This is a genomic window from Pseudomonas sp. UMAB-08, from assembly GCF_900095225.1.
Classification (GTDB): domain Bacteria; phylum Pseudomonadota; class Gammaproteobacteria; order Pseudomonadales; family Pseudomonadaceae; genus Aquipseudomonas.
In genome coordinates this window covers 136630-155981 of the sequence record NZ_LT607423.1, presented here as the reverse complement: position 1 = coordinate 155981, position 19352 = coordinate 136630, and the positions used below count along the sequence as shown (strand labels likewise).

Sequence of the window (19352 nt, the reverse complement as noted above, 5' to 3'; positions counted from 1 at the left end):
TGCTTTTTCGGTCGAATACAGTCCTGAGCAGGGGCCTTTCTCACTGGGCGTGAGGACCCGTTCGGCCCTGATCTTTTGCCGTATTAAAAACCACGACCGTTTGAACCCGGCCTTGGCTCCAGTCGACGTCGAGTACCAGTTCATGACGACCGGCAGCAGGGGAGATCCACACTTCGCGCCCCCGCCCTACAACCTTGTCGTCGAGCATCCAGGTGAGTCGCTCATCGGACAGTGGATACCCTGCGGAGTCGGTCGCATTGCCCGACGCCTGTATCGGTTGATCGGCTCGCAGCATCTGCCCGTTCTGCGGGTAAAGAATCGCCACCTCAGGCGCACGTTCGGGCAAGTCGACGACCAGTGCTGGCGATTGTGCGGTGAAAAATCCATCATGTCCGAGTAAGCGCAACTGGACCTGTCCTGCGGGTAAACCGGTCAGCGGCAGCTCAGCTTCACCACCCCGCAGGCCAACGGCCAAGCCGTGCCATCGCTCGCCTTTATCGACAGTCCATTGCACCCAGACGTCGACATCGCTTTCGGCGTCGACCTGCCACCTCAGCGCCAGTTGCTGTGTCGATGTCACGTCGGCTGTGGCGCTGACGAACTGCGGAGGACGCGCAGGCGCCTGGCGTGTCCAGATGTGCTCTGCCGGACCTGCGATGCGCAGCGATGAGCCGGGCGCCCTGTCAGGCAGGTAGACTTTGAACATGAACGGTGGGCGGTCGGGGTCTTGGTTAGGGTGTCCGTGGCCTTGGCAACAGCCGCATCCACCCTGGAAGTCGGAGCGCACCAGCGATCCACTTGCAATCACGTGGCCCTGCTCGTCCATGAGTTGCGCAACCCAGCGGGTCTGCACGCCCGTGGGCAACGCGGTTACAGGGATACGTGCGACAGATTGAACCTGGATCTCACCGTTTTCCTCGACATGACCCACGATGGAAATGACCGGATTCATCGTTCGACCCTGCAGTTCGTCCTGTAGCCATGGTGGATCGGGCCACCAGAGGTGCTCGACGTCAAAAGCCCTTTCCAAAGGGTAATCATCGAAAATCGAACGCTCTCTCAACCACCGGGGCTCAAGTCGCGGGTGCTGAAGCAAGCGGTCGTGTTGGTACAGCGACATCCAGCGTGGATTGCAATAGGACATGTAGTCCCGCGCCGTCGTCGGGTCGTATACCGCGCCGTTGCGAATATCGAGCCCGAATTCGCCAATGGACGCCGAGGCATAGGGTTCGTAAGTGGGGTAGTTTGGATCGGTCGCACCCGCCGCACCGCACGGGGTGTGCTGGAAACCATAGCCATGGCCGATTTCATGCAGGAACGTCAGTTGATTACCCACGGCTCCGGCGCCCAGGCCATCCTGTCCACAACCTGGCACGTTGAGCGGGATGCCAGCGGGAAGTAACCCGTAATACACAACGTCCGCGCGGTTGCCATCGTTGTCTCGCAGCAGCGCAAGCCAGTTGAGCAGGGTGCCCCAATTGGTTGAACAGCCTCCCGGCCCGGAGCGCGCGTCGTCCAGTGGGGTTGCCCAGTTCAAGGTGCCGCAACTGGCGAACGATCCGGTGGCCTGCACGGGCATGGCAGCGAACGCCATCGATGCATTGGTTTGCAAATCCGCGAGTGTCGGCGCGGGAAGCGTGAGTTGGGTAATGGCCGGTTGACCGGGTGCGGGTGTATTGGCGGAACTGGGGCCGTTGTACGCGACGAGAATCGCACGCACACGCAGGGTCTGAACCAGGTTCGTATTGATGATAACGCTGCTGTCTGAACCTTCAATGCCTTGCAGGCGCGCCGTCAGCCGTAACGTGCCATGACACTCCTGGGCAGGAATCAGAAAGTTCAAGGTACGGTTTATGTTGTTGCGCTCGGTCGCGTAATCAACGGTTTGCTCAGCCGTGACAGTCGCCGCACCTTGAGCGGCGTAAGTCGCGACGGCGTCATAGTTCAAGGCGTGGTTACGGCGCGCTAGGTCCAGCGAACCAGTGACATTGGCAACGGCGCTTAATAACCCGGAACGTACATAAACCCGAACCCAGGCGGCTTTGTACGCCACCAACTGGACCGCGTTATCCGGTCCACGGTCGGCGCTGTCGGTTAAGTGTTCGGCAGCTCGGTAATACTGGATCGACTGTGTCACTTCAATGCCGTTAACGCGGGCGCGCCAAAGACGATAGCGATCAATAAAGGACTCTTGCCACCAGCGCGAGGCCCCTGCGCGAATCTGATCAAGGAGAGTGGGTCGCACAGTCTGCTCCCTTCGTTATTCAATAGATGAAAAACAAGGCGTGCATGGTGTTGCTGTTAGATGGCGTGCGCAGTGGAGTATAGGAGGGGCCCTGAAAAACACGGCTCATTCTGTCGGATTAGTGCGGGCACCTTTTTAGAGTCGCAGGTGTATTGATTCATCGTGGAGAGCGTTTTCGCGGCCCAACGAGCAACCGTCAGATCTTCCATTTACCTGCGGTGTTCGCCAGTTGCTGGCGCAGGTCGTCGACGGTGGCGGCAAGTTGCAGGGTCAACAGTCGGTAGCCGTCCAGCGCCGAGTAGACTGGGGCACTCAACGCGGCCGTATTGTCGTGCCCGCCGACAGGGCGCTCGATCCTCTCCGAGACACCGGTTTGCAGTGCGCGCGCCATCGCAATCAGCTGTACGCGTATCTGTTTGTGTTCGGCTTTGAGGGACAGTTGCAACAAGGCCATGGCCTGTTCGTCGTTGGCGGCGGGCCGGGTGTTGGCGAGGATCTCCAGGGTGCTGATGCACAGCCGCAGATTGCGCTGGATGGCGTCGAGTTTATGGAGTGATATCCGCACCTCCTTGGACACGGATGGCATCAACGAACGCAGTTGCACCATGGCGCCGGTCAGGCGGTTCATCAGCTTGAGGTAGTCGTCGTCGCTGACCGATTGGCCACTGATGATGCGGCTGTGGATCGCGGCACAATCACGCAGTGCGCTCGCCAGGTTGTAGCGCCAGGAAAACACCGCATACAGCGGCAGGGCGAAGGAGAACGCCAAGGCCAGGACGATGCCGATGAGAATATCGACGGTGCGCCAAAGGCCATCAGATATCGGGTTATCGCCATGACCGGCGACGATGAACACGGTGATCGCCGACAGCAGCGCCGTGTAGCCGCCTTTGCCGATCGCGTGATAAGCAAAAAAGCCGCACACCGTGGACATGCCCAGGTACGTGAGCAACGGTATGCCCAAGTACGCTTGCTGGGCGACCAGCAACAGGCCGACGGCGGCACCGATCAGCGTGCCATAGGCCCGTTCCGCCGCTTTTTTGCCGATATTGCCGTGGTGTTGCAGCCCGCCGATCACCACCAGCATGGTGACCGAGGCCCATTCCCCGTGGGGCAGGTTGATGCCGGTGGTCAACAAGATCGACGCGAGCAACCCCAGCGATACGCGCACAGCGTGGATAAGCCGGGCGTTGCGGTAGCGTCGATAGGGATCCAGCAGCGGTCGCAGGAGTTTGCGTAAAAGCGGAGGGAGTCGCGATGATCGGAGGTCATACATCGGTTCAATGATGCTCTTGGTCTGTGGGTCGAGGCCGTTCAGTCATGGGCTGTCCGGCAGCTCGAACCCTATGATCAACAGATTCTAGGCAACTGCTCTCCGGTCAGCCAGTCTACTATCCTGCGCCCACCGAAGCGGGTCTGCATTTGCACGAAACCGTGCGAGTCATCCAACACGGTGCCGATGCGCACCGCGTCTTTCCCCAGGGGGTGCTGGCGCATGGCGTGCAGCAGCGGTTCAGCGTCGGCCTCGGAGCAGATGGCGACCAATTTGCCTTCGTTGGCGATGTACAGCGGGTCGAGGCCTAGCAGTTCGCACGCGGCTTCGACCTGTGGCAGCACCGGGATCATGGCTTCGTCGAGGAGCATGCCAACCCCGGATTGACCGGCAATCTCGTTCAGCGTTGTCGCGAGGCCACCACGTGTCGGGTCGCGGAGCACGCGCACACCGGGAGCGGTCGCGAGCATATGGGCAACCAGTTCGTGCAGGGCGATGCTGTCGGAGAGGATCTCGGTGTCGAATTCCAGCGCCTCGCGCTTGGACATGATTGCCACGCCGTGTTCGCCAATGCTCCCGGACAGCAAAATGGCATCGCCAGGGCGAGCTCGGTGGCCGCCGGTATTCACCCCGGCTGCGACCACACCTATTCCGGTGGTGCTGATGAACACGCCGTCGCCCTTGCCGCGCTCGACCACCTTGGTGTCGCCGGTGACGATGGGTACGCCCGCCTCGCGGGAGGCGCGGGCCATGGACTCGACGATGCGTTTCAGGTCTGCGAGTGGGAAACCTTCCTCAATAATGAAGCTGGCGGCGAGGTACAGCGGCCGCGCACCGGTCATGGCGACGTCGTTGACGGTGCCGTGCACGGACAGGCTGCCGATGTCGCCGCCGGGGAAGAACAGCGGCGAAACCACATGCGCGTCCGTCGCCATAACCATGCGTTCGCCGGGGGCGAGTTCGGGAGTGAAGACCGCGCCGTCGTTGCCCTCGCGCAGCCAGGCGTTGTCGAAGGCGGCGACGAACAGTTCTTCGATCAATTGCGCCGAAGCACGGCCGCCAGCGCCGTGACTCATGTCGATGCGTCCGTCTCGCAGGTTCAGGGGGCGGACATAGCCGCGCTTGACGGGGGAACCAGCGTTCATAAAGCCACTACCTCAATGTCTTTGTAGCGCCCGTAGGCGTAATGCGCGGCGCAAGCGCCTTCGTTGGACACCATGCACGAACCCATTGGATTTTCGGGCGTACACACGGTGCCGAACAGGCGGCAATCCGTGGGCTTTTTCTGCCCCCGGAGGATGGCGCCACATTCGCAGGCCTTGTGATCCGGCACTGCCTGGTACTCCAGGTCGAAGCGCACTTCGGCGTCGTAGCGGGCGAAAGCCGGGCGAATGCGCAGGGCGCTGAGGGGGACTTCACCGAGCCCGCGCCATTCGAAGCTGGGGCGTAACTCGAAGACCTCGTCCATCAATGCCTGGGCGCCCGTATTGCCATAGCGTCCGACAGCGCGGATGAATTCGTTCTCGACTTCGGCCCGACCTTCATTGACCTGGCGCACCAGCATCAAGATCGCCTGCATCACGTCCAGCGGCTCGAAACCGGCGATGACCACTGGCTTGTGGTATTGGCGGGCGAAGGCTTCGTAAGGCGCCGATCCGATGACGATGCTGACATGCGCCGGGCCGACAAAACCATCCAGTTCCACCGCCGACGCGGCGTCCTTTTCCGGCGCGGCGAGGATGTGCGAAATCGCAGCCGGAGTCAGGACATGGCAGCAGAGCACGCTGAAATTATCCAGGCCGCGTGCCGCCGCTTCGCGAATAATCAGTGCCGTGGGCGGTGTGGTGGTTTCGAAACCGATGGCGAAGAACACCACCTGCCGTTCCGGGTTCGCTTCGGCGATTTTCAGTGCGTCCAGCGGCGAATAAATCATGCGGATGTCGGCGCCATGGGCCTTTGCGCGGAGCAAGGAAAGCCCTTCAGACGCAGGCACGCGCAAGGTGTCGCCGTAGCTGCACAGGATTGCTCCGTGTTCCAGGGCCAGCTTCACCGCCAGGTCGATGCGTCCAATCGGCAGCACGCAGACCGGGCAGCCGGGACCGTGGATCATGCGCACGTTGTCGGGCAGCAGCTCGCTGACCCCATAGCGGGATATCGCATGGGTGTGGCCGCCGCAGAACTCCATGAAACGGTAAGAGCGGTCGGGATGGGCTTCTTCGCGGATGCGTGCGGCGATGCGTTGAGCCAGCTCGCCGTCGCGGTATTCATCGATGTACTTCATGAGGCTTCCCGTTGCGTGCGGTTCAACTCGTCGAACATGTCCAGCGTGCGCTGGGCTTCTTCTGGATCAATCAGGCCCAAGGCATAGCCGACGTGGATAACCACGTAATCGCCAACCTGTGCCTCGGGCACTAGCGCTATAGAGATTTCTTTGCGGATGCCGCCGAGATCGACCAGCGCGGTGTCGCCACTGCGCAGTTCGACCACACGGGCGGGAATAGCTAGGCACATGACAGGGGTTCCTCCAGCGGCAACGCCGCTTGGCTTTCAAGTTCGGGCCAGTGGGCGGCGATCCAGCCTTGGCCGAGGGCCAGTCCGGCATCGCCGCAGGACACGCTCTGTGCGCTGAAGACCGGCACGCCGTGGGTGCCGAGCAGGTGGCTGAGGCGCGCACTGAGCAGTCGGTTGGCGAAGCAGCCACCGCCGAGCAGTACCGGCAGTTTTGCGGGCTGTTGCAGCACCCAGTCGGTCAGGGCCGCCGCGAGTGTCAGGTGGAACAGTGCGGCACCTTCGGCGCTACGGCCATGATCGGCCAGATCGAATAGACGTGTGAGCAGCGGCCGTAGATCAAGCACGCCGTCAGCGCGGATGCGCCACAGGCCTTCGACCGTTGGCTCGGCATTCGCTGCCAGATAGTCGCTGGCCAGACGTTCCAGGGCAATGGCGGCTTCTGCCTCGGCTTGCTGGCGCACACTGATCCCGAGAATACCGGCGGCGGCATCGAACCAGCGTCCCGCGCCACTGCTGGGTGGGCAGTTGAGGTTACGGCGGAGCATGCCTGCAACGGTGCCAGCACTTTGCTCGCCGACCAGCGCGCCGAGGCGAGTGATGATTTCTTCATTGCGGCCCAGTAGATGCAGCGCGGCTGCGGCCAGACGCCAAGGCTCACGGGCGGCAATGTCGCCGCCCGGCAGTGGCAGTGGCAGCAGATGCCCGAGTCGGCGCCAGGCGTCGGGCGCGACCCATAGCAACTCACCCCCCCATGCCGCGCCGTCACTGCCGAGGCCGACGCCGTCCAGCGCCAGACCCAGCACCGGGCCGTCGAGCCCATGTTCGGCCATGAGTGCGCCGATATGCGCATGGTGGTGCTGGACCGCCAGCGCGGGCACGTCCAGCCGAGCGGCCAGGCTCACGGCCAGTTGGGAACTGTAGAAGTCCGGGTGCAGGTCATGGGCGATAGCCTGCGGGGTAGCGTCGGCATGCGCGAGCAAACGTTCCAGCGAGGCTTCGAGGTCCAGACAACTTTGTGGATCGCCCAAATCGCCATGCACCGGCGACCACAGCACTTGATCGCGTTGCAGCAGACAGGCTGCGTTTTTCAGCCAGGCACCGCAGGCCAGTACGGGCGGCCAGACATTAGCATTGGGGAGTTTCTGGCTATGCACGTCAGGCCTCCTTGACCGGCGCCTTCAGCGCTGCCAGTTCGGCTTCGAGTGCGGCGATGCGTGCGGCCTTGCGATCACTCTCCGGCGCACCGGCCAGCAGCCAGTCGAGCCAGGCGTCCAGGCCGGTGCCGTCACGGGCACTGAGCTGAATGATCTGCAACTGCGGATTGACCTGGTGGGCATAGTCCAGGCAGCGCTGCACGTCGAAGTCCAGATGAGGCAGCAGGTCGATCTTGTTGAGGATCATCAGCTTTGCAGCGGCGAACATGTCCGGGTATTTGAGCGGCTTGTCCTCGCCCTCGGTGACCGACAGGATCGCCACTTTACCGGCCTCGCCGAGGTCCCAAATTGCCGGGCACACCAGGTTGCCGACATTCTCGATGAACAGAATGCCCGCCGGTTCGCCTGCGCCTTGAGCGTGATGATCGTGGGCGGCGTGGTGATGATGGTTGGAGAGCAGCGGGGCCTTTGGGTGGTGATGTCCATGCCCTGCGGCATGCAGTGCGTCGTGCAGTGGCAGGCGCGCGTAGGCCTCGGTGATCATCCGTGCGTCCAGGTGGCAACCCTTGCCGGTGTTGATCTGGATCGCAGGAACCCCCGTAGCGCGAATGCGCTCGGCGTCGTTGCGGGTCTGCTGGTCGCCTTCAATCACCGCAATTGGCAGTCCGGCGCGGCGCTCGCGCAGGGCAAGGAGGGTGGCACACAACAGGGTGGTTTTACCGGAGCCGGGGCTGGACACCAGATTGAGGGCCAGCACGCCGTGGGCGATGAAATTCTCTCGGTTACGCGCGGCATGGCGGTCGTTCTCGCCGAGCACATCTTGCTCGATGCGGATCGTCCTTGCCTGGCTCAAACCGGGTACCGAGACCCGCGCTTCGCCCGCGCCGTAATGCAGATCGCCCGTGGCGTCGACCCGCACGTCGCTATCGGTGGTTGACTCGTTGCTTGGGTGTTGCTCGTGTGAATGGCCGGTACCGCAGCCGCAAACGACACACATGGCGTTCCTCCAGATTTCAAATCAGAAATCAACTATCAGTGATCCTCGACCTGCAGGTCGAGGATGCGTAATTCGGTGCCGCCGGTAGGTTGCAGCCAGAAACCGCCACAGGTCGGGCACGGTGCGCCGCGCTCGACCAATGGCACAGTGGCGGCGCAATCCAGGCACCAGGCCTGACCGTGCGGCTCCTCGATGTCGATCTGCGCACCGGCCAGCAAGGTGCCCGGTGCCAGTGCCTCCAGGGCGAAACGCAACGCGTGTACCTCGACCCCTGCCAACTTTCCGGCTTCCAGGCGCAAACGGCTGACGCGCACGAACGGATCAGCGGCAGCCGCTGCTTCCACGGCGCTGAGAATGCCGCCCGCCAGACTCAGTTCATGCATGACTTGATTGTCCTTGGTGGTTGTCTTTGTCTGTTTCCAGCGCTGTTTTCGGGCCTGTTTCCAGCGTAAAAGCGATGCAGGGATCGAAGGCCGCCATCAACAGTTCAGCCTGGCGCTGGCTGCGTGGATCGGCGCTCGACAGCGATGACAGCGCCAGGGCCAGAACGCCCTGCGGATGAAGATTCCACTCGGTGGGGGCGACGATCTGATAGTCGGCTATCAGCACGTTGCTGCCGCTACGTTCCAGACATACCCGATGCAGCAACAGACCGCGAGCGGTTTCGCTCCAGGCCAGGGCTTCGTCCTGACCCAATGCCATCACCCCGAGCGCCGGTGGGCGAGCATCGGGCAGAGACAGTCGTGCCAGCTCGGCGACCCGCGCACCCAGCCTCAGCCAGGCGCTGGTGTAGCGTTCCGGATGTGTTTCGCCGAACCGGGTCCAACTGCCGGTTTCGCACGGCTGGCCATTCAGCTCAGGGCGCAGGGCGAAGTCGGTGGAACGGCGCAGGTGATCGGCCACGGCGTGCAGCGCCGGCGTATCGGTGATCAGTTGCAGTGCATGCACCGGCAATTGCAAGGCGTCTGCGTCTTTGCGGCAGTTGGCAAGCATGCGGCTCAGCCAGTGTTCGTTGCGCTCGGTCCATTCCAGCAAGGCGTGATGAGGGTCGTCTTCCCACTGCTGTAGCCAGGCGCGTATCGGGCCGCCAAGCCAGAAAGTCATGGCCGTTTCGGGTGCCTGATCCCACGCGCGCAGTTCCCCTGGAGAGGGGCGCGGAGCGCCTGGGTCGAGCAGCGGCGGCCAGTCCAGCAAGACGCGTCGCAAGTGTTCACGGCGAGTTTCTGCCAGCAACGCCTGGCTGGCGGCTACGTGGGTGTTCGTCTGGCCCTGCAATGCTGCGCTGATGGCCAGTTGTGCAGTCAAACGATGGGCCTGACCGCACAGGCTGTAGAGCAGAGGCAGTCGTTGGGCTGCGGCCTCGGGTGGCTGGCCTCGCAACAGCCGGGCGGCGAGCAATGGCCGACTGCCAATGATCGCCGGTTGCTGACCGGGGCGCACTCTCAGCGATCCGCCAAGTTGCGAAAAACTGCTTGAGGCATTCATTCCGGGGCACCCGGCCGACGCCCGAAGAGCAGGGCGCGGCGACTGAGCGCCGGCTGTTGCGGCTCTTCCTCTTTGGGGGGATCGCGCAACAGAGTAAGCACCTGTTCGGCGGTAGCGCGGGCCGCCGCTTGATCGGCGAACTCGAACATCGGGGAAAACAACGAACAGCTTTGGTAAGCCCCGAACGCCTCGTCGACTGCGCCTATGAATGTCAGACGCTGTCCACCGAAAAAGTGTTCACGGGAGGCCCCTTGGGCCAGCGGCGCACTCAGGGCTGGCGCCAGCCACATCAGGTTCATGAACCAGGGCGTGATCAGAATGCCGAGTACGCCAGAGCTCGCATCTTCACCGGCAACCTGCACGGCGAAGCCTACCGCCTCGACGTCCAGCCTTGGGTTGAGAAAGGGCAGGCCGCGCATGCGGGTGTCGGCGATATCTCTAAAGTGGGCAGCCAGTTCCTCACCCTGAAGCGTCGGGGAGGCTGGCGATTCAGACGGCGTCATTGAGCACCATGAACTGCTCGGCGGCGCCGTCGCAGTTCGGGCAGCACCAATGGTCCGGCAGCGCTGAAAACGGCGTGCCAGGCTCGATTTGCCAGACGGGGTCGCCTTCGCTCGGGTCGTACACCCACCAGCAGATTTTGCACTCCAGGCGGGTGGCATCGCTGATGCGGGCTGAGTCGCCCCTGTAGCTGCCTTCAAAGCTGGGTCTGTCGCTCATGTCACTGTCCTTCGAACCATTGAATGACATCCTCGAAACGTTCCAGCGAATCGCTGAGGTCTTCCGGCGCAGCACAAATCACTTCTGGCAAGTCGGTGATCTCAATGGTGTCGAGGATTTGTGCGTCCTGGGAATTGAAATAGGTGACGCGCCAGCAATTGTGCACCAGGGTGCTGCTGATCCGGCAATTGCCGTAACCGCGAGCCAGCGCCCGCACCGGGCCGACCGGCAAATAAGCGTCGAGGAAGGCAATGTCTTGTTCGGACAGCGGCAGCAGTGTCAGGTTGATCACGTGCGCGGGGCTACCGGTTTTCCAGCGCCGGGTCTGGTCTTCCACCTCGGTGAGAATCGCCGGAGCGTTCATCACGCCAGGCGGTAGTTGTGGCGGCAGGTCAAACGCAGCGGGTCGGGCCGCAGCATGGGCGGTAGTGCGCAGTTGCACAGGGGCGGCGCCGACTTCGACATAGTCGTGGCCCTCGCCGTAAATTCGCCAGACCCCGGCGAAGATCGATTCCTGGATGCGCAACGGAGGTTGCACGACAACGCGTACGCTGACTTCGCCCTCACCGAGCAGTTGATCGAGCAGCGTGCGGTCGCCAGCCTCAAGCCCACTGAGGTCGAGGCTCCGGGTCACTTCACCGCGATTGCAGGCGTGGAGCATTTGCAGCAGGTCTTGCAAGGCCTGACGGGCGCCGGGCAGCGTGTCCAGTTCTTCCGGTTCGGGCAGTATCGGGGCGCTGTGGGTGTACATACCTTGCGGCATGCTGATGTATTCGAGGACCTCGTCTTCCACTTGAGAGCCTGGGCCTAGATCGACCACCGGGATGTACATTTGCGGGGCCATGGGCGTTCCTCTATTCACTGGCAGCCGCCGGTAGCGCCGCTGGGCGTTTCGGCGAACAAGGGGATGCGGGCATTGCTCAGGTTCAAGGCCTTGTCGGCCAGACTGAGGTATTCGTCCCAGTCATGCATGCCGTCGATGGTAGTGACGTAGCCACCGTCGCGCAGCCAGACCAGGGTTGGCCAACGGCGCAGGGCGAAGCGTGCAGCGATGGCTTCTTCTTCGGCGCGATGGACCACGCCCAACCGCAGGGTGCAGCCATGGCGCCTGGCAACTTCCTGGCGCAGTTCGGGCAACACCACTGCCACATCCAGCGATTCAGGGTGGCGCACCGGGTCACCGCACAGCAGTAACAGGCAGTTACCGCCTTCAGCGAGCCAGGCGTCGAGGTTGTCGCTGCCAATCCAGGTGGCATCGAATTGCTCTACCAGACGGGTGATCAGTGGCGGGATAGCAGGGGTGACGGGAATGGGCGCCATGAAGGCGGCGGATTCACTCATGTGGGTTCCTTGAGGTTAGGCCGCGTAGGCGCAGCAACGGGGGGCATCTGGCCCAGCAGAGCGGCGAGCTGTTCGGTGCTCATCGCGGAGGGCAGACTGAATCCGGGCGCGCTGTCGGGCGCTGGCGGGGTGCCGTACATCGCGGCTTCGAGCATGGCGAGGGTCGAATCGATCTCCGCCGCCCGCTGTGCATCGAGGCGTTCGCGCGCCGCGTCGAGGAAGATCAGCAACCAGTCACCCACAGTGCAGGTATCGACCAGCACTGTATCGATGAGCCGTTCCTCGCCGTGGCGGTCCCGGCACAGCGCTGAGCCAGGGTTTACGGCAACCACTTGCATGGGCAGTCCGATGCACATATCAGGTGCGCCTGGCGAGGATGCGTTCGTCACCGATCCGGCAGGCGGTCTGCGCGGACGGACGTTCACCTTCGTAGCGTTGCAATTCCAGATGCGGCAGGGTCACGGCTTCGTCCCCGGTCAGCGGCGAAGCACGTTTGCGCGGCTCGGCACCCCAGGTTTCAAGCACCCGAACGGCTTCGTCCAGTGCGCCTTCCATGGCCGCCTTGACGCTGGGCCGCAAGCTGCCGCCATAGTCCATCATCTGCTCCGGCTGGCAACCAATCAGCAGGACTCGTTGAGGATAGTGAGCGGTCAGTTGGGCGAGCATCAGCACTTCCTGAAAGCCGGTCTGGTGCAGGCTGAGCTTCTTGATCCCGAGAAACTTGGGCACTTCGTCATCGGCGATGAATTTCAATTCGCCGGGGGCCAGGTTGTAATCGACGGCGTCGAAAATCAGCAGGTAATCAGCTTCCTGCACATGCTGGATCAGGTACAGGCCCTGGGTACCGCCATCGATCAGCGCGACGTTGTCGGCGAACTCATAGCGTTGTTGCAAGGCCTCGACACAGCGCACGCCGAAGCCTTCATCGGCCCACAGCAGGTTGCCGATTCCCAATACGGTGATGCGCGGACGGGGCGATTCTGAAGTGTTCATGTGCGACTCTGTCGGTGTGTTCATTTTTTGAAGGTCTTGTAGCCGGAGATCATCCCGCCGATCAGGCTGAGGCGACCGCTGATTTCTTCGCGCACAGCGGCGTACACATGCAGGATGATGAACACCACGATGACCCACATGCCCAAGTGATGCAGGGTGTGGACTTGTTGGGATTGCCCGAGCAGTGGCAGTACCCAGCCGAACATCCGTTCCTGCCATGAGCCCATTTGCGAACCTTCGCCGTATAGGGCGAAACCGGTCAGCACCATGAACAGTGAGCTCAGCAGGAAGACGAAAAACATCGCGAAGCGCGACAGTGGGTTGTGCCCGAATGTGGGCGCCGGGGTAGGCCCGATGAACAGGTAGTAGCGCAGCCAACTGAGGAAATCGGTCCAGTAGGCTTTGCTAAACACCGGAACCGAGAACAACTCGCGGGCGTGATGGTTGCCCACCAGCGCCCAATAGGCGCGGCCCAAGATGCCAATGGCAAACACATACCCTGCGCTGAAGTGCGCGAAGCGGATGTAGCCCATCAGGAAGTGCGCGCTGGCCTCGCCTGGCTGGGAGGGCAGCGGTGAGCCGATTAAATACCCGGTTACCGCCAGCACCAGAATGCAGGCGGCATTGATCCAATGCCACAGGCGCACCGGTGCCTCGTAAACGTACTCCGGCAGGCCCATGGGTGTTTCGGTCTGGAGGGTCATATCTTCACCTTTGGAAGGGCAGGTGCCTTGTCGCACCTGCCGGATGCCTTGATTACTCAGCTCACCTTGACGGTGCTCAGCTCTGCGCCGTCCTCGCTCATCACGTGGGTGGCGCAGGCCATACAAGGGTCGAAGGAGTGCAGGGTGCGCAGGATTTCCACCGGCTGATCAGGAATGGCCACGGGGGTGTTCATCAAGGCGGCTTCGAAAGCCCCAATCTGTCCCTTGGCGTCACGCGGGCTGCCGTTCCAGGTGCTCGGCACGACGCACTGATAGTTTTCGATGCGGCCGTCTTTGATGCGTATCCAGTGGCCCAGCGCGCCACGCGGTGCGGCGACGATGCCGACACCTTTGGCTTCGGACGGCCAGGTGGCAGGGTCCCATTTCTCGACGTTGGCGGTGGAGCGGTCACCGTTGCGGATGTTGGTCATCAGCTCGTTCCAGTCGTCGACCATCATCTCCGCACAGTATTCGGCCTCCAGCGCGCGGGTCAGGGTGCGGCCGATGGTGCTTGGCAGCAGTATTTTGGCGCTGTAGTCGGTCTCAGGCATGCCGAGGGTCTTGGGCAGGCTGTGGTTGACCGCCTGCAATGCGCCCTCAAGCTGCTCTTTGACCCGCTGGCAGTGCGGGTTGCCTTTGAGTGCGTGGGCATACCCCAGGATGTAGCGAGCCAGTGGCCCGACCTCCATGGCATGCCCGCGCCAGCGAGGCGATTTGACCCAAGAGTACTTCGCGCTTTCGTCGACTTCTTCGATGGCGGTGCGGGTGCCCTTGGTCTTCGCCCCCAGCTCGTAATTGGCCTCGGTGATGCCGTCCCACGGGTGCAGGCCTTTATCGTTGTCCGGGTAGTTGTACCAAGAGTGGGTGACGAACTCCTGCACTTGCTCCGGATCGCGAGGGTCAACCGGAAGGATCTCGTCCCAGTTGCCATTGAGAATCGCGCCGCCCGGCAGTTGGTTGGTGCTGTCGTCGTAATTGACCTTGGCGTAAGTGCCATAGTCCATCACGTTGGTCGCCGCCAGGCCGCCGCCATGAAGCCAGCCTTTCTGTTTGTAGATGGTGCCGATGGCCAACACATCCGGTACATAAACGTTGCGGCAGAAGGTCAGCGCTTCATCGATGCGGGCGCGGACGAAGTTCAGCCGTTCCATGTTCAGCGGGGCACCGGCGGCCAGGTCGCCGTCGATATTGATCGCGCAGGGCACGCCGCCCACCAGGTAGTTCGGGTGCGGGTTCTTGCCACCGAAAATGGTGTGGATCTTCACCCATTCTTTTTGCAGGTCGAGGGCTTCGAGGTAATGGGTGACCGCCATCAGGTTGGCTTCAGGCGGCAATTGGTAGGCAGGGTTGCCCCAATAACCATTCATGAACGGTCCGAGTTGGCCGCTTTCGAAAAACTTCTTCAGCCGATTCTGCACGTCGCGGAAATAGCCAGGCGACGACAACGGGTGAGACGGCGAGACCTGTTGCTGCAATTCCGAGGTGCGCTTGGGGTCGGCCTTGAGTGCGGACACCACGTCCACCCAGTCCAGCGCATGCAGGTGATAGAAGTGCACCGCGTGGTCATGGATCTGCAGGGTTTTGGCCATCATTTCGCGGATCAGGTGCGCGTTCGGCGGAATGCGGATGCCCAGAGCATCTTCGACCGAACGCACTGAGGCCAGCGCGTGGCAGCCTGTGCACACGCCACAGATGCGCTCGACGAAGGCCCAGGCGTCACGCGGGTCGCGGCCCTTGAGAATCACTTCGAGGCCGCGCCACATGGTGCCTGTGGAGACCGCGTTGCGAATGATGTTGTTGGCGTCGAGGTTGACCTCTACGCGCATGTGGCCTTCGATGCGAGTGACAGGGTCAACGACGATGCGTCGGCCAGTGTTGTTCAGGTCGAAACCCTGGGTCGAATAGTTGCTCATCGATGGTTATTCCTGTCTTGTCGCTGGGGCGTCATGCGGTGCAGTGGGCGTTTTGCCGTTGCTGGCGCGTTTGAGGGCGGTCACTGCGGCATGCGCAGTGACTGCAGCGCCGACCGTGACACCTGCGGCAAGGCCGATTTGATCGGCATTGGCCTCCACACCAAAAGCGTTGACGTCGGTCAGGTGCTGATAGAACGAACCTTTGTCCCAGAACCCTTCCTCGGAACAGCCAATACAGCCGTGCCCGGATTGAATCGGGAAGCTGGTGCCGCCGTTCCAGCGCACGGTCGAGCAAGCGTTGTAGGTGGTCGGGCCCTTGCAGCCAACTTTGTAAAGGCAGTAGCCCTTGCGTGCGGCGTCATCGTCCCAGGCCTCGACAAACTGACCGGCGTCGAAGTTCGGACGGCGATAGCACTTGTCGTGGATACGCTGGCTGTAAAACATTTTCGGCCGACCCTGACGATCCAGCTCAGGCAAGCGGTCGAAGGTCAGCATGTAGGTGATTACACCCGTCATGACTTCGGCAATCGGCGGACAGCCCGGTACTTTGATAATCGGTTTGTCGGTGATGACCTTGTGGATCGGCACCGCTTGGGTCGGGTTGGGTTTGGCCGCTTGCACGCAGCCCCAACTGGCGCAGGAGCCCCAGGAAATGATCGCCTTGGCATCGCGGGAAACACGCTTCAATTGTTCGATGAACGGCTTGCCGCCGATGATGCAGCTCATGCCGTCCTGATTCAGCGGCGGGTTGCCCTCAACGGCGAGGATGTAGTTGCCTTTGTATTTGGTCATGACCTCGTCGAGGATGGCTTCGGCCTGGTGCCCGGCAGCAGCCATCAGGGTGTCGTCATAATCGAGGGAGATCATCGACAGCACCACGTCCTTGGCCAGCGGGTGCGCGGAGCGGATGAACGACTCGGAACAGCAGGTGCATTCCAGGCCATGCAGCCAGAGCACCGGCGTGCGCGGCTTGTTCTCCATCGCCCAGGCGATTTTTGGCATGAACGCAGGGCCAAGCCCCAGTGACGTCGCGGTTAGGGAGCAGAACTTGAGAAAGCTCCGACGTGAGATGCCCTGTCTGCGCATCACTTCATAAAATGTTTCGGTCACCTGTTTTCTCCTCCCCAGGAATATTCTTCGAGTGGGGTTGCACGCCGCGTACTGAAAGTAATACCTGGTAACTACAAGACCTGTGCCATTTCGTCGCGGTCTTGCCGGGTAGCGCTTAATTTCATGTATGTGGTTGTTTTTTAAGGAGTTTTTATTCGTGTTCGGGCATTGCGCTTTAGGGTTGAACGCGCAGCGGTGGATACTTGGTTTCCACTGGTCTGCTTTACTGGTAACGGGCTGATCGGTGAGGGGCAGCGCTGTCGCTCAGACAGCGCTGCCCCTCACGCTCCGACCTGTTTGTCAGGCTGGGACCCGCTTTAAGCCGCGGGGTAATCCAGGTCCAGCCGGTCGTAGCCTTTAAGGCGGTAGAACAGCAGGGAGAGGGTCCACGTGAGGATGAAGAGTCCGATGATCAGGTAGCCGATCAAGCCGAAGTCGTCGTTCAGGGACGCGATAACGTCCCATGCGCCACCTTCAAGGCCCAGGCGCGAGGCAATCAGGTGCAGCACTTCCAGGCCACCCACCAGCAGCGCCACCAACACCGAGACCGAGGTGATGGTCAGGTTGTAGTAGAGCTTGCGCGCAGGTTTGATCAGCGCCCAGTGGTAGGCGCCGGTCATCATCACGCTGTCGGCGGTATCGACCAGCGCCATGCCTGCGGTGAACAGCGCGGGGAAGACCAGGATCGACCAGATGGGCAAGTCCTGCGAAGCCTGTGCCGCTGAAATGCCCAGCAAACCGATTTCCGTGGCGGTATCGAAGCCCAGGCCAAACAGAAAGCCCAGTGGGTAAAGGTGCCAGCTGCGGCTGATCAGGCCGAACAGTGGGCGTACCAGCCGCGCAATCAGGCCACCGCCCGCCAGCAGTGCATTCATCTCTTGTTCGCCGACCCGCTCGCCGCGCCGGACCCGGCGAAAAGCCAGGTACACCGAGCGCAGGATGATCAGGTTGATCAGCGCCACCAATAGCAGGAAGACGGCGGAAACCGAGGTGCCAATCAGGCCGCCGATACCGTGGAACGCTTCAATGTCCGCCTTGAACGTCGAGGCGGTCAGGGCGATGACCAAGGTCGCGAGGATCACGATGGTGCTGTGCCCCAGGGAAAAGAACAGGCCTACGGTGGCGGTCTGTTGACCCTCTTGAATCAGCTTGCGAGTGACGTTGTCGATGGCGGCGATATGGTCCGCATCGACGGCATGACGCAGGCCGAAGCTGTAGGCGAGGAACGCGGTGCCGAGCAGCAACGGGTAGTCGCGAAAGGCAATGAAGGCCCAGAGCCAGGCCATAAGATTGACGGCGAGCAGGCCGCCGAAAATCATCACCACGTGGCGCTTGAAGATCAAAGGTGCCACGCTTTTGGCGGTTCCGGCGGCGTTGGATACAGGCATGAGTACTCCGCAAGGAAGGGGGGGCAGGCTGGAAATCAAAGAGAATGTCATACAAACCCTGTGCCAGCCCCGTTCGACCGCGTAGCAGCCGTGTTTGTGTGGCGTGCGCTGGACACTGCTTTTGCACTGTTCGTGGGTAAATGGACACTCACTTTGCAGTGGCACTCGGCGCGTCTGCGCTTAGTCAGCGAACTGACTGGGGATGATCAGGGTGAACTCGGCCCCGCCTTGAGGATGATTGCCTGCGATCAGGCGGCCACCGCAGCGTTCGACAATGCTGTAGCTGATCGACAGCCCCAGGCCTGTGCCCTTGCCGACCGGCTTGGTGCTGAAGAAGGGATCGAACACTTGGGTCAGATGCTCTGCGGCAATGCCGCTGCCATTGTCGCGCAGGCGCAGGGTGACCCAGCCGGGCTCCTGTTCGACGCTTATCCACACTTCCGCTGTTTCGCGCTCGGCGGCCTGGGCGGCGTCGTAGGCGTTTTGCATCAGGTTCATCAGCACTTGCAGCAACTGTCCGCTGTTGCCGTGCACGCAGGGTGCACTGTCGGGGTGCCAGTGCACGCGCAGGTCCGGTGCGATGCCCCGGGTGATCCAGTGAATAGCTCGCTCGACCACTTCGTTCAGCGCAACCTCGCCCAGCGTCTCGCGATCCACCGCCGAAAAACGCTTCAGCGCGCTGACAATGTCGGCGGTCCGTTGCGCGCCTTCCAGAGTGCCCTCGATCAGCGACGGCAGGTCGGCCAGCAGTGGGTCGATGCGCAACTGTCGGCGCAGGGCTTCGCGTATCTCCCGTGGTTCGTCGGCGTTGACTGCCTCCAGATACTGCTCAAGACGCTCTCGGTAACCCCCCAGAACATGGGCATTGGCGAGCACGAAACTGATCGGGTTGTTCAGTTCGTGGGCGACCCCGGCGACCAGCCGACCGAGGGAGGCCATTTTCTCCGCATGCAGCAGTTGTTGCTGGGTGCGCTTAAGGGCTTCGTGGGCTTCGTGCAACTGGCGGTAGGCGTGTTTCAGCTCACCCAGCGGGCGCCCCACGAGCACGTGACCGATGCAGCGTCCGTTGCCAGTACTGCGCACGGTGCAGCTGATGTCTACGGGCAGTGGCGCGCCAAGGGCGTCCTTGAAGTTCAGTTCGAGGCTGGCGCTGGCATTGGGTCTGCGCAGGCCGGCCAATGTCTTGCGCAGTTGTTCGTCACTTCGCGCATCGGCCAGCAAGGCGTAGACCGGGCTGCCAAGCAGCGTCTGTTCGTCGCGTCCTACCAGCGTGCGCAGGGCATTGTTGGATTCTTCGATGCGCCCGTCCGGGTCGCAGGCCAGTAGCACGTCGGACATGGACGACAGCAGCCCTGCGATGAACTGCTGCGATTGCTCCAGCTCGGCATTTTTTTCTTCCAGGGCGATTTCGTCCTGCACCAGCTGTGAATAGACTTCATCCATCTTGCCGATCACTTCCAGCCAGGCGTCCTCGTCGAGGTTGCCGGGCGCTGCTTTGCGCGCCATGACGTTCTCCTG

General features: G+C 62.0%; 20 protein-coding genes. All 20 read right to left on the bottom strand.

What is annotated here, in order from left to right:
* Positions 1-40 precede the first annotated feature (40 nt).
* The gene (locus tag K0F75_RS17635) at positions 41-2245 is read right to left on the bottom strand and encodes a M66 family metalloprotease (protein ID WP_219063236.1); all 2205 of its coding nucleotides are present in this window, start codon (positions 2243-2245) and stop codon (positions 41-43) included.
* A 196-nt stretch (positions 2246-2441) separates the two neighbouring features.
* The gene (locus tag K0F75_RS17630; protein WP_219063235.1) at positions 2442-3521 is read right to left on the bottom strand and encodes an FUSC family protein; all 1080 of its coding nucleotides are present in this window, start codon (positions 3519-3521) and stop codon (positions 2442-2444) included.
* A 74-nt stretch (positions 3522-3595) separates the two neighbouring features.
* The gene (gene hypE / locus K0F75_RS17625) at positions 3596-4663 is read right to left on the bottom strand and encodes a hydrogenase expression/formation protein HypE (protein ID WP_219063234.1); all 1068 of its coding nucleotides are present in this window, start codon (positions 4661-4663) and stop codon (positions 3596-3598) included.
* Positions 4660-5799: a hydrogenase formation protein HypD gene (gene hypD, locus K0F75_RS17620; RefSeq protein WP_219063233.1), complete on the bottom strand. Its 1140-nt coding sequence runs from the start codon at positions 5797-5799 to the stop codon at positions 4660-4662. Before hypD ends, hypE begins: the two co-directional genes overlap by 4 nt.
* Entirely contained in the window at positions 5796-6029 is a 234-nt protein-coding gene (locus K0F75_RS17615; RefSeq protein WP_219063232.1) for a HypC/HybG/HupF family hydrogenase formation chaperone, read from the bottom strand. The genes hypD and K0F75_RS17615 overlap by 4 nt, the downstream gene beginning before the upstream one ends.
* Positions 6020-7183 carry a carbamoyltransferase HypF gene (locus K0F75_RS17610; RefSeq protein WP_219063231.1) on the bottom strand — a complete coding sequence of 388 codons (1164 nt, stop codon included), beginning with the start codon at positions 7181-7183 and terminating at the stop codon, positions 6020-6022. Before K0F75_RS17610 ends, K0F75_RS17615 begins: the two co-directional genes overlap by 10 nt.
* 1 nt (position 7184) lies before the next feature.
* Entirely contained in the window at positions 7185-8180 is a 996-nt protein-coding gene (gene hypB, locus K0F75_RS17605) for a hydrogenase nickel incorporation protein HypB (RefSeq protein ID WP_219063230.1), read from the bottom strand.
* A gap of 35 nt (positions 8181-8215) precedes the next feature.
* The gene (locus tag K0F75_RS17600) at positions 8216-8563 is read right to left on the bottom strand and encodes a hydrogenase maturation nickel metallochaperone HypA (RefSeq protein WP_219063229.1); all 348 of its coding nucleotides are present in this window, start codon (positions 8561-8563) and stop codon (positions 8216-8218) included.
* Positions 8556-9665 (bottom strand): HoxV, encoded by a 1110-nt coding sequence (locus K0F75_RS17595; protein WP_219063228.1) that lies wholly within the window; start codon positions 9663-9665, stop codon positions 8556-8558. Before K0F75_RS17595 ends, K0F75_RS17600 begins: the two co-directional genes overlap by 8 nt.
* The gene (gene hybE / locus K0F75_RS17590; protein WP_219063227.1) at positions 9662-10168 is read right to left on the bottom strand and encodes a [NiFe]-hydrogenase assembly chaperone HybE; all 507 of its coding nucleotides are present in this window, start codon (positions 10166-10168) and stop codon (positions 9662-9664) included. Before hybE ends, K0F75_RS17595 begins: the two co-directional genes overlap by 4 nt.
* A complete protein-coding gene (locus K0F75_RS17585; RefSeq protein WP_219063226.1) occupies positions 10155-10385 on the bottom strand; it encodes a rubredoxin in 231 nt (76 codons plus the stop codon). Before K0F75_RS17585 ends, hybE begins: the two co-directional genes overlap by 14 nt.
* A 1-nt stretch (position 10386) precedes the next feature.
* Positions 10387-11229, bottom strand: a complete 843-nt coding sequence (locus K0F75_RS17580) for a hydrogenase expression/formation protein (protein WP_219063225.1) — start codon at positions 11227-11229, stop codon at positions 10387-10389.
* A 14-nt stretch (positions 11230-11243) separates the two neighbouring features.
* On the bottom strand, positions 11244-11726 hold the full coding sequence (locus K0F75_RS17575; RefSeq protein WP_219063224.1) for a hydrogenase: 483 nt from the start codon (positions 11724-11726) through the stop codon (positions 11244-11246).
* Complete coding sequence (locus K0F75_RS17570) at positions 11723-12082, bottom strand: HypC/HybG/HupF family hydrogenase formation chaperone (RefSeq protein ID WP_219063223.1); 360 nt, start codon at positions 12080-12082, stop codon at positions 11723-11725. The genes K0F75_RS17575 and K0F75_RS17570 overlap by 4 nt, the downstream gene beginning before the upstream one ends.
* Position 12083: 1 nt before the next feature.
* Entirely contained in the window at positions 12084-12719 is a 636-nt protein-coding gene (locus K0F75_RS17565; protein ID WP_219063222.1) for a HyaD/HybD family hydrogenase maturation endopeptidase, read from the bottom strand.
* A 20-nt stretch (positions 12720-12739) separates the two neighbouring features.
* Positions 12740-13423, bottom strand: a complete 684-nt coding sequence (gene cybH, locus K0F75_RS17560; RefSeq protein WP_219063221.1) for a Ni/Fe-hydrogenase, b-type cytochrome subunit — start codon at positions 13421-13423, stop codon at positions 12740-12742.
* Between the two features lie 56 nt (positions 13424-13479).
* A complete protein-coding gene (locus tag K0F75_RS17555) occupies positions 13480-15336 on the bottom strand; it encodes a nickel-dependent hydrogenase large subunit (protein ID WP_219063220.1) in 1857 nt (618 codons plus the stop codon).
* 6 nt (positions 15337-15342) lie between these two features.
* Positions 15343-16446, bottom strand: coding sequence for a hydrogenase small subunit (locus K0F75_RS17550; protein WP_257604422.1), 1104 nt, complete (start codon positions 16444-16446; stop codon positions 15343-15345).
* A 317-nt stretch (positions 16447-16763) separates the two neighbouring features.
* Positions 16764-17834, bottom strand: coding sequence for a HoxN/HupN/NixA family nickel/cobalt transporter (locus K0F75_RS17545; protein ID WP_219063219.1), 1071 nt, complete (start codon positions 17832-17834; stop codon positions 16764-16766).
* 180 nt (positions 17835-18014) lie between these two features.
* Positions 18015-19340, bottom strand: coding sequence for an ATP-binding protein (locus K0F75_RS17540; protein WP_219063218.1), 1326 nt, complete (start codon positions 19338-19340; stop codon positions 18015-18017).
* Positions 19341-19352 lie beyond the last annotated feature (12 nt).

What these genes read in the sequence shown, in the direction of transcription:
- K0F75_RS17630 (WP_219063235.1), bottom strand. Translation starts at nt 3,521, where the DNA reads ATGTATGACCTCCGATCATCGCGACTCCCTCCGCTTTTACGCAAACTC.
- hypE (WP_219063234.1), bottom strand. Translation starts at nt 4,663, where the DNA reads ATGAACGCTGGTTCCCCCGTCAAGCGCGGCTATGTCCGCCCCCTGAAC.
- hypD (WP_219063233.1), bottom strand. Translation starts at nt 5,799, where the DNA reads ATGAAGTACATCGATGAATACCGCGACGGCGAGCTGGCTCAACGCATC.
- K0F75_RS17615 (WP_219063232.1), bottom strand. Translation starts at nt 6,029, where the DNA reads ATGTGCCTAGCTATTCCCGCCCGTGTGGTCGAACTGCGCAGTGGCGAC.
- hypB (WP_219063230.1), bottom strand. Translation starts at nt 8,180, where the DNA reads ATGTGTGTCGTTTGCGGCTGCGGTACCGGCCATTCACACGAGCAACAC.
- K0F75_RS17600 (WP_219063229.1), bottom strand. Translation starts at nt 8,563, where the DNA reads ATGCATGAACTGAGTCTGGCGGGCGGCATTCTCAGCGCCGTGGAAGCA.
- K0F75_RS17595 (WP_219063228.1), bottom strand. Translation starts at nt 9,665, where the DNA reads ATGAATGCCTCAAGCAGTTTTTCGCAACTTGGCGGATCGCTGAGAGTG.
- hybE (WP_219063227.1), bottom strand. Translation starts at nt 10,168, where the DNA reads ATGACGCCGTCTGAATCGCCAGCCTCCCCGACGCTTCAGGGTGAGGAA.
- K0F75_RS17585 (WP_219063226.1), bottom strand. Translation starts at nt 10,385, where the DNA reads ATGAGCGACAGACCCAGCTTTGAAGGCAGCTACAGGGGCGACTCAGCC.
- K0F75_RS17580 (WP_219063225.1), bottom strand. Translation starts at nt 11,229, where the DNA reads ATGGCCCCGCAAATGTACATCCCGGTGGTCGATCTAGGCCCAGGCTCT.
- K0F75_RS17575 (WP_219063224.1), bottom strand. Translation starts at nt 11,726, where the DNA reads ATGAGTGAATCCGCCGCCTTCATGGCGCCCATTCCCGTCACCCCTGCT.
- K0F75_RS17570 (WP_219063223.1), bottom strand. Translation starts at nt 12,082, where the DNA reads ATGTGCATCGGACTGCCCATGCAAGTGGTTGCCGTAAACCCTGGCTCA.
- K0F75_RS17565 (WP_219063222.1), bottom strand. Translation starts at nt 12,719, where the DNA reads ATGAACACTTCAGAATCGCCCCGTCCGCGCATCACCGTATTGGGAATC.
- cybH (WP_219063221.1), bottom strand. Translation starts at nt 13,423, where the DNA reads ATGACCCTCCAGACCGAAACACCCATGGGCCTGCCGGAGTACGTTTAC.
- K0F75_RS17555 (WP_219063220.1), bottom strand. Translation starts at nt 15,336, where the DNA reads ATGAGCAACTATTCGACCCAGGGTTTCGACCTGAACAACACTGGCCGA.
- K0F75_RS17545 (WP_219063219.1), bottom strand. Translation starts at nt 17,834, where the DNA reads ATGCCTGTATCCAACGCCGCCGGAACCGCCAAAAGCGTGGCACCTTTG.
- K0F75_RS17540 (WP_219063218.1), bottom strand. Translation starts at nt 19,340, where the DNA reads ATGGCGCGCAAAGCAGCGCCCGGCAACCTCGACGAGGACGCCTGGCTG.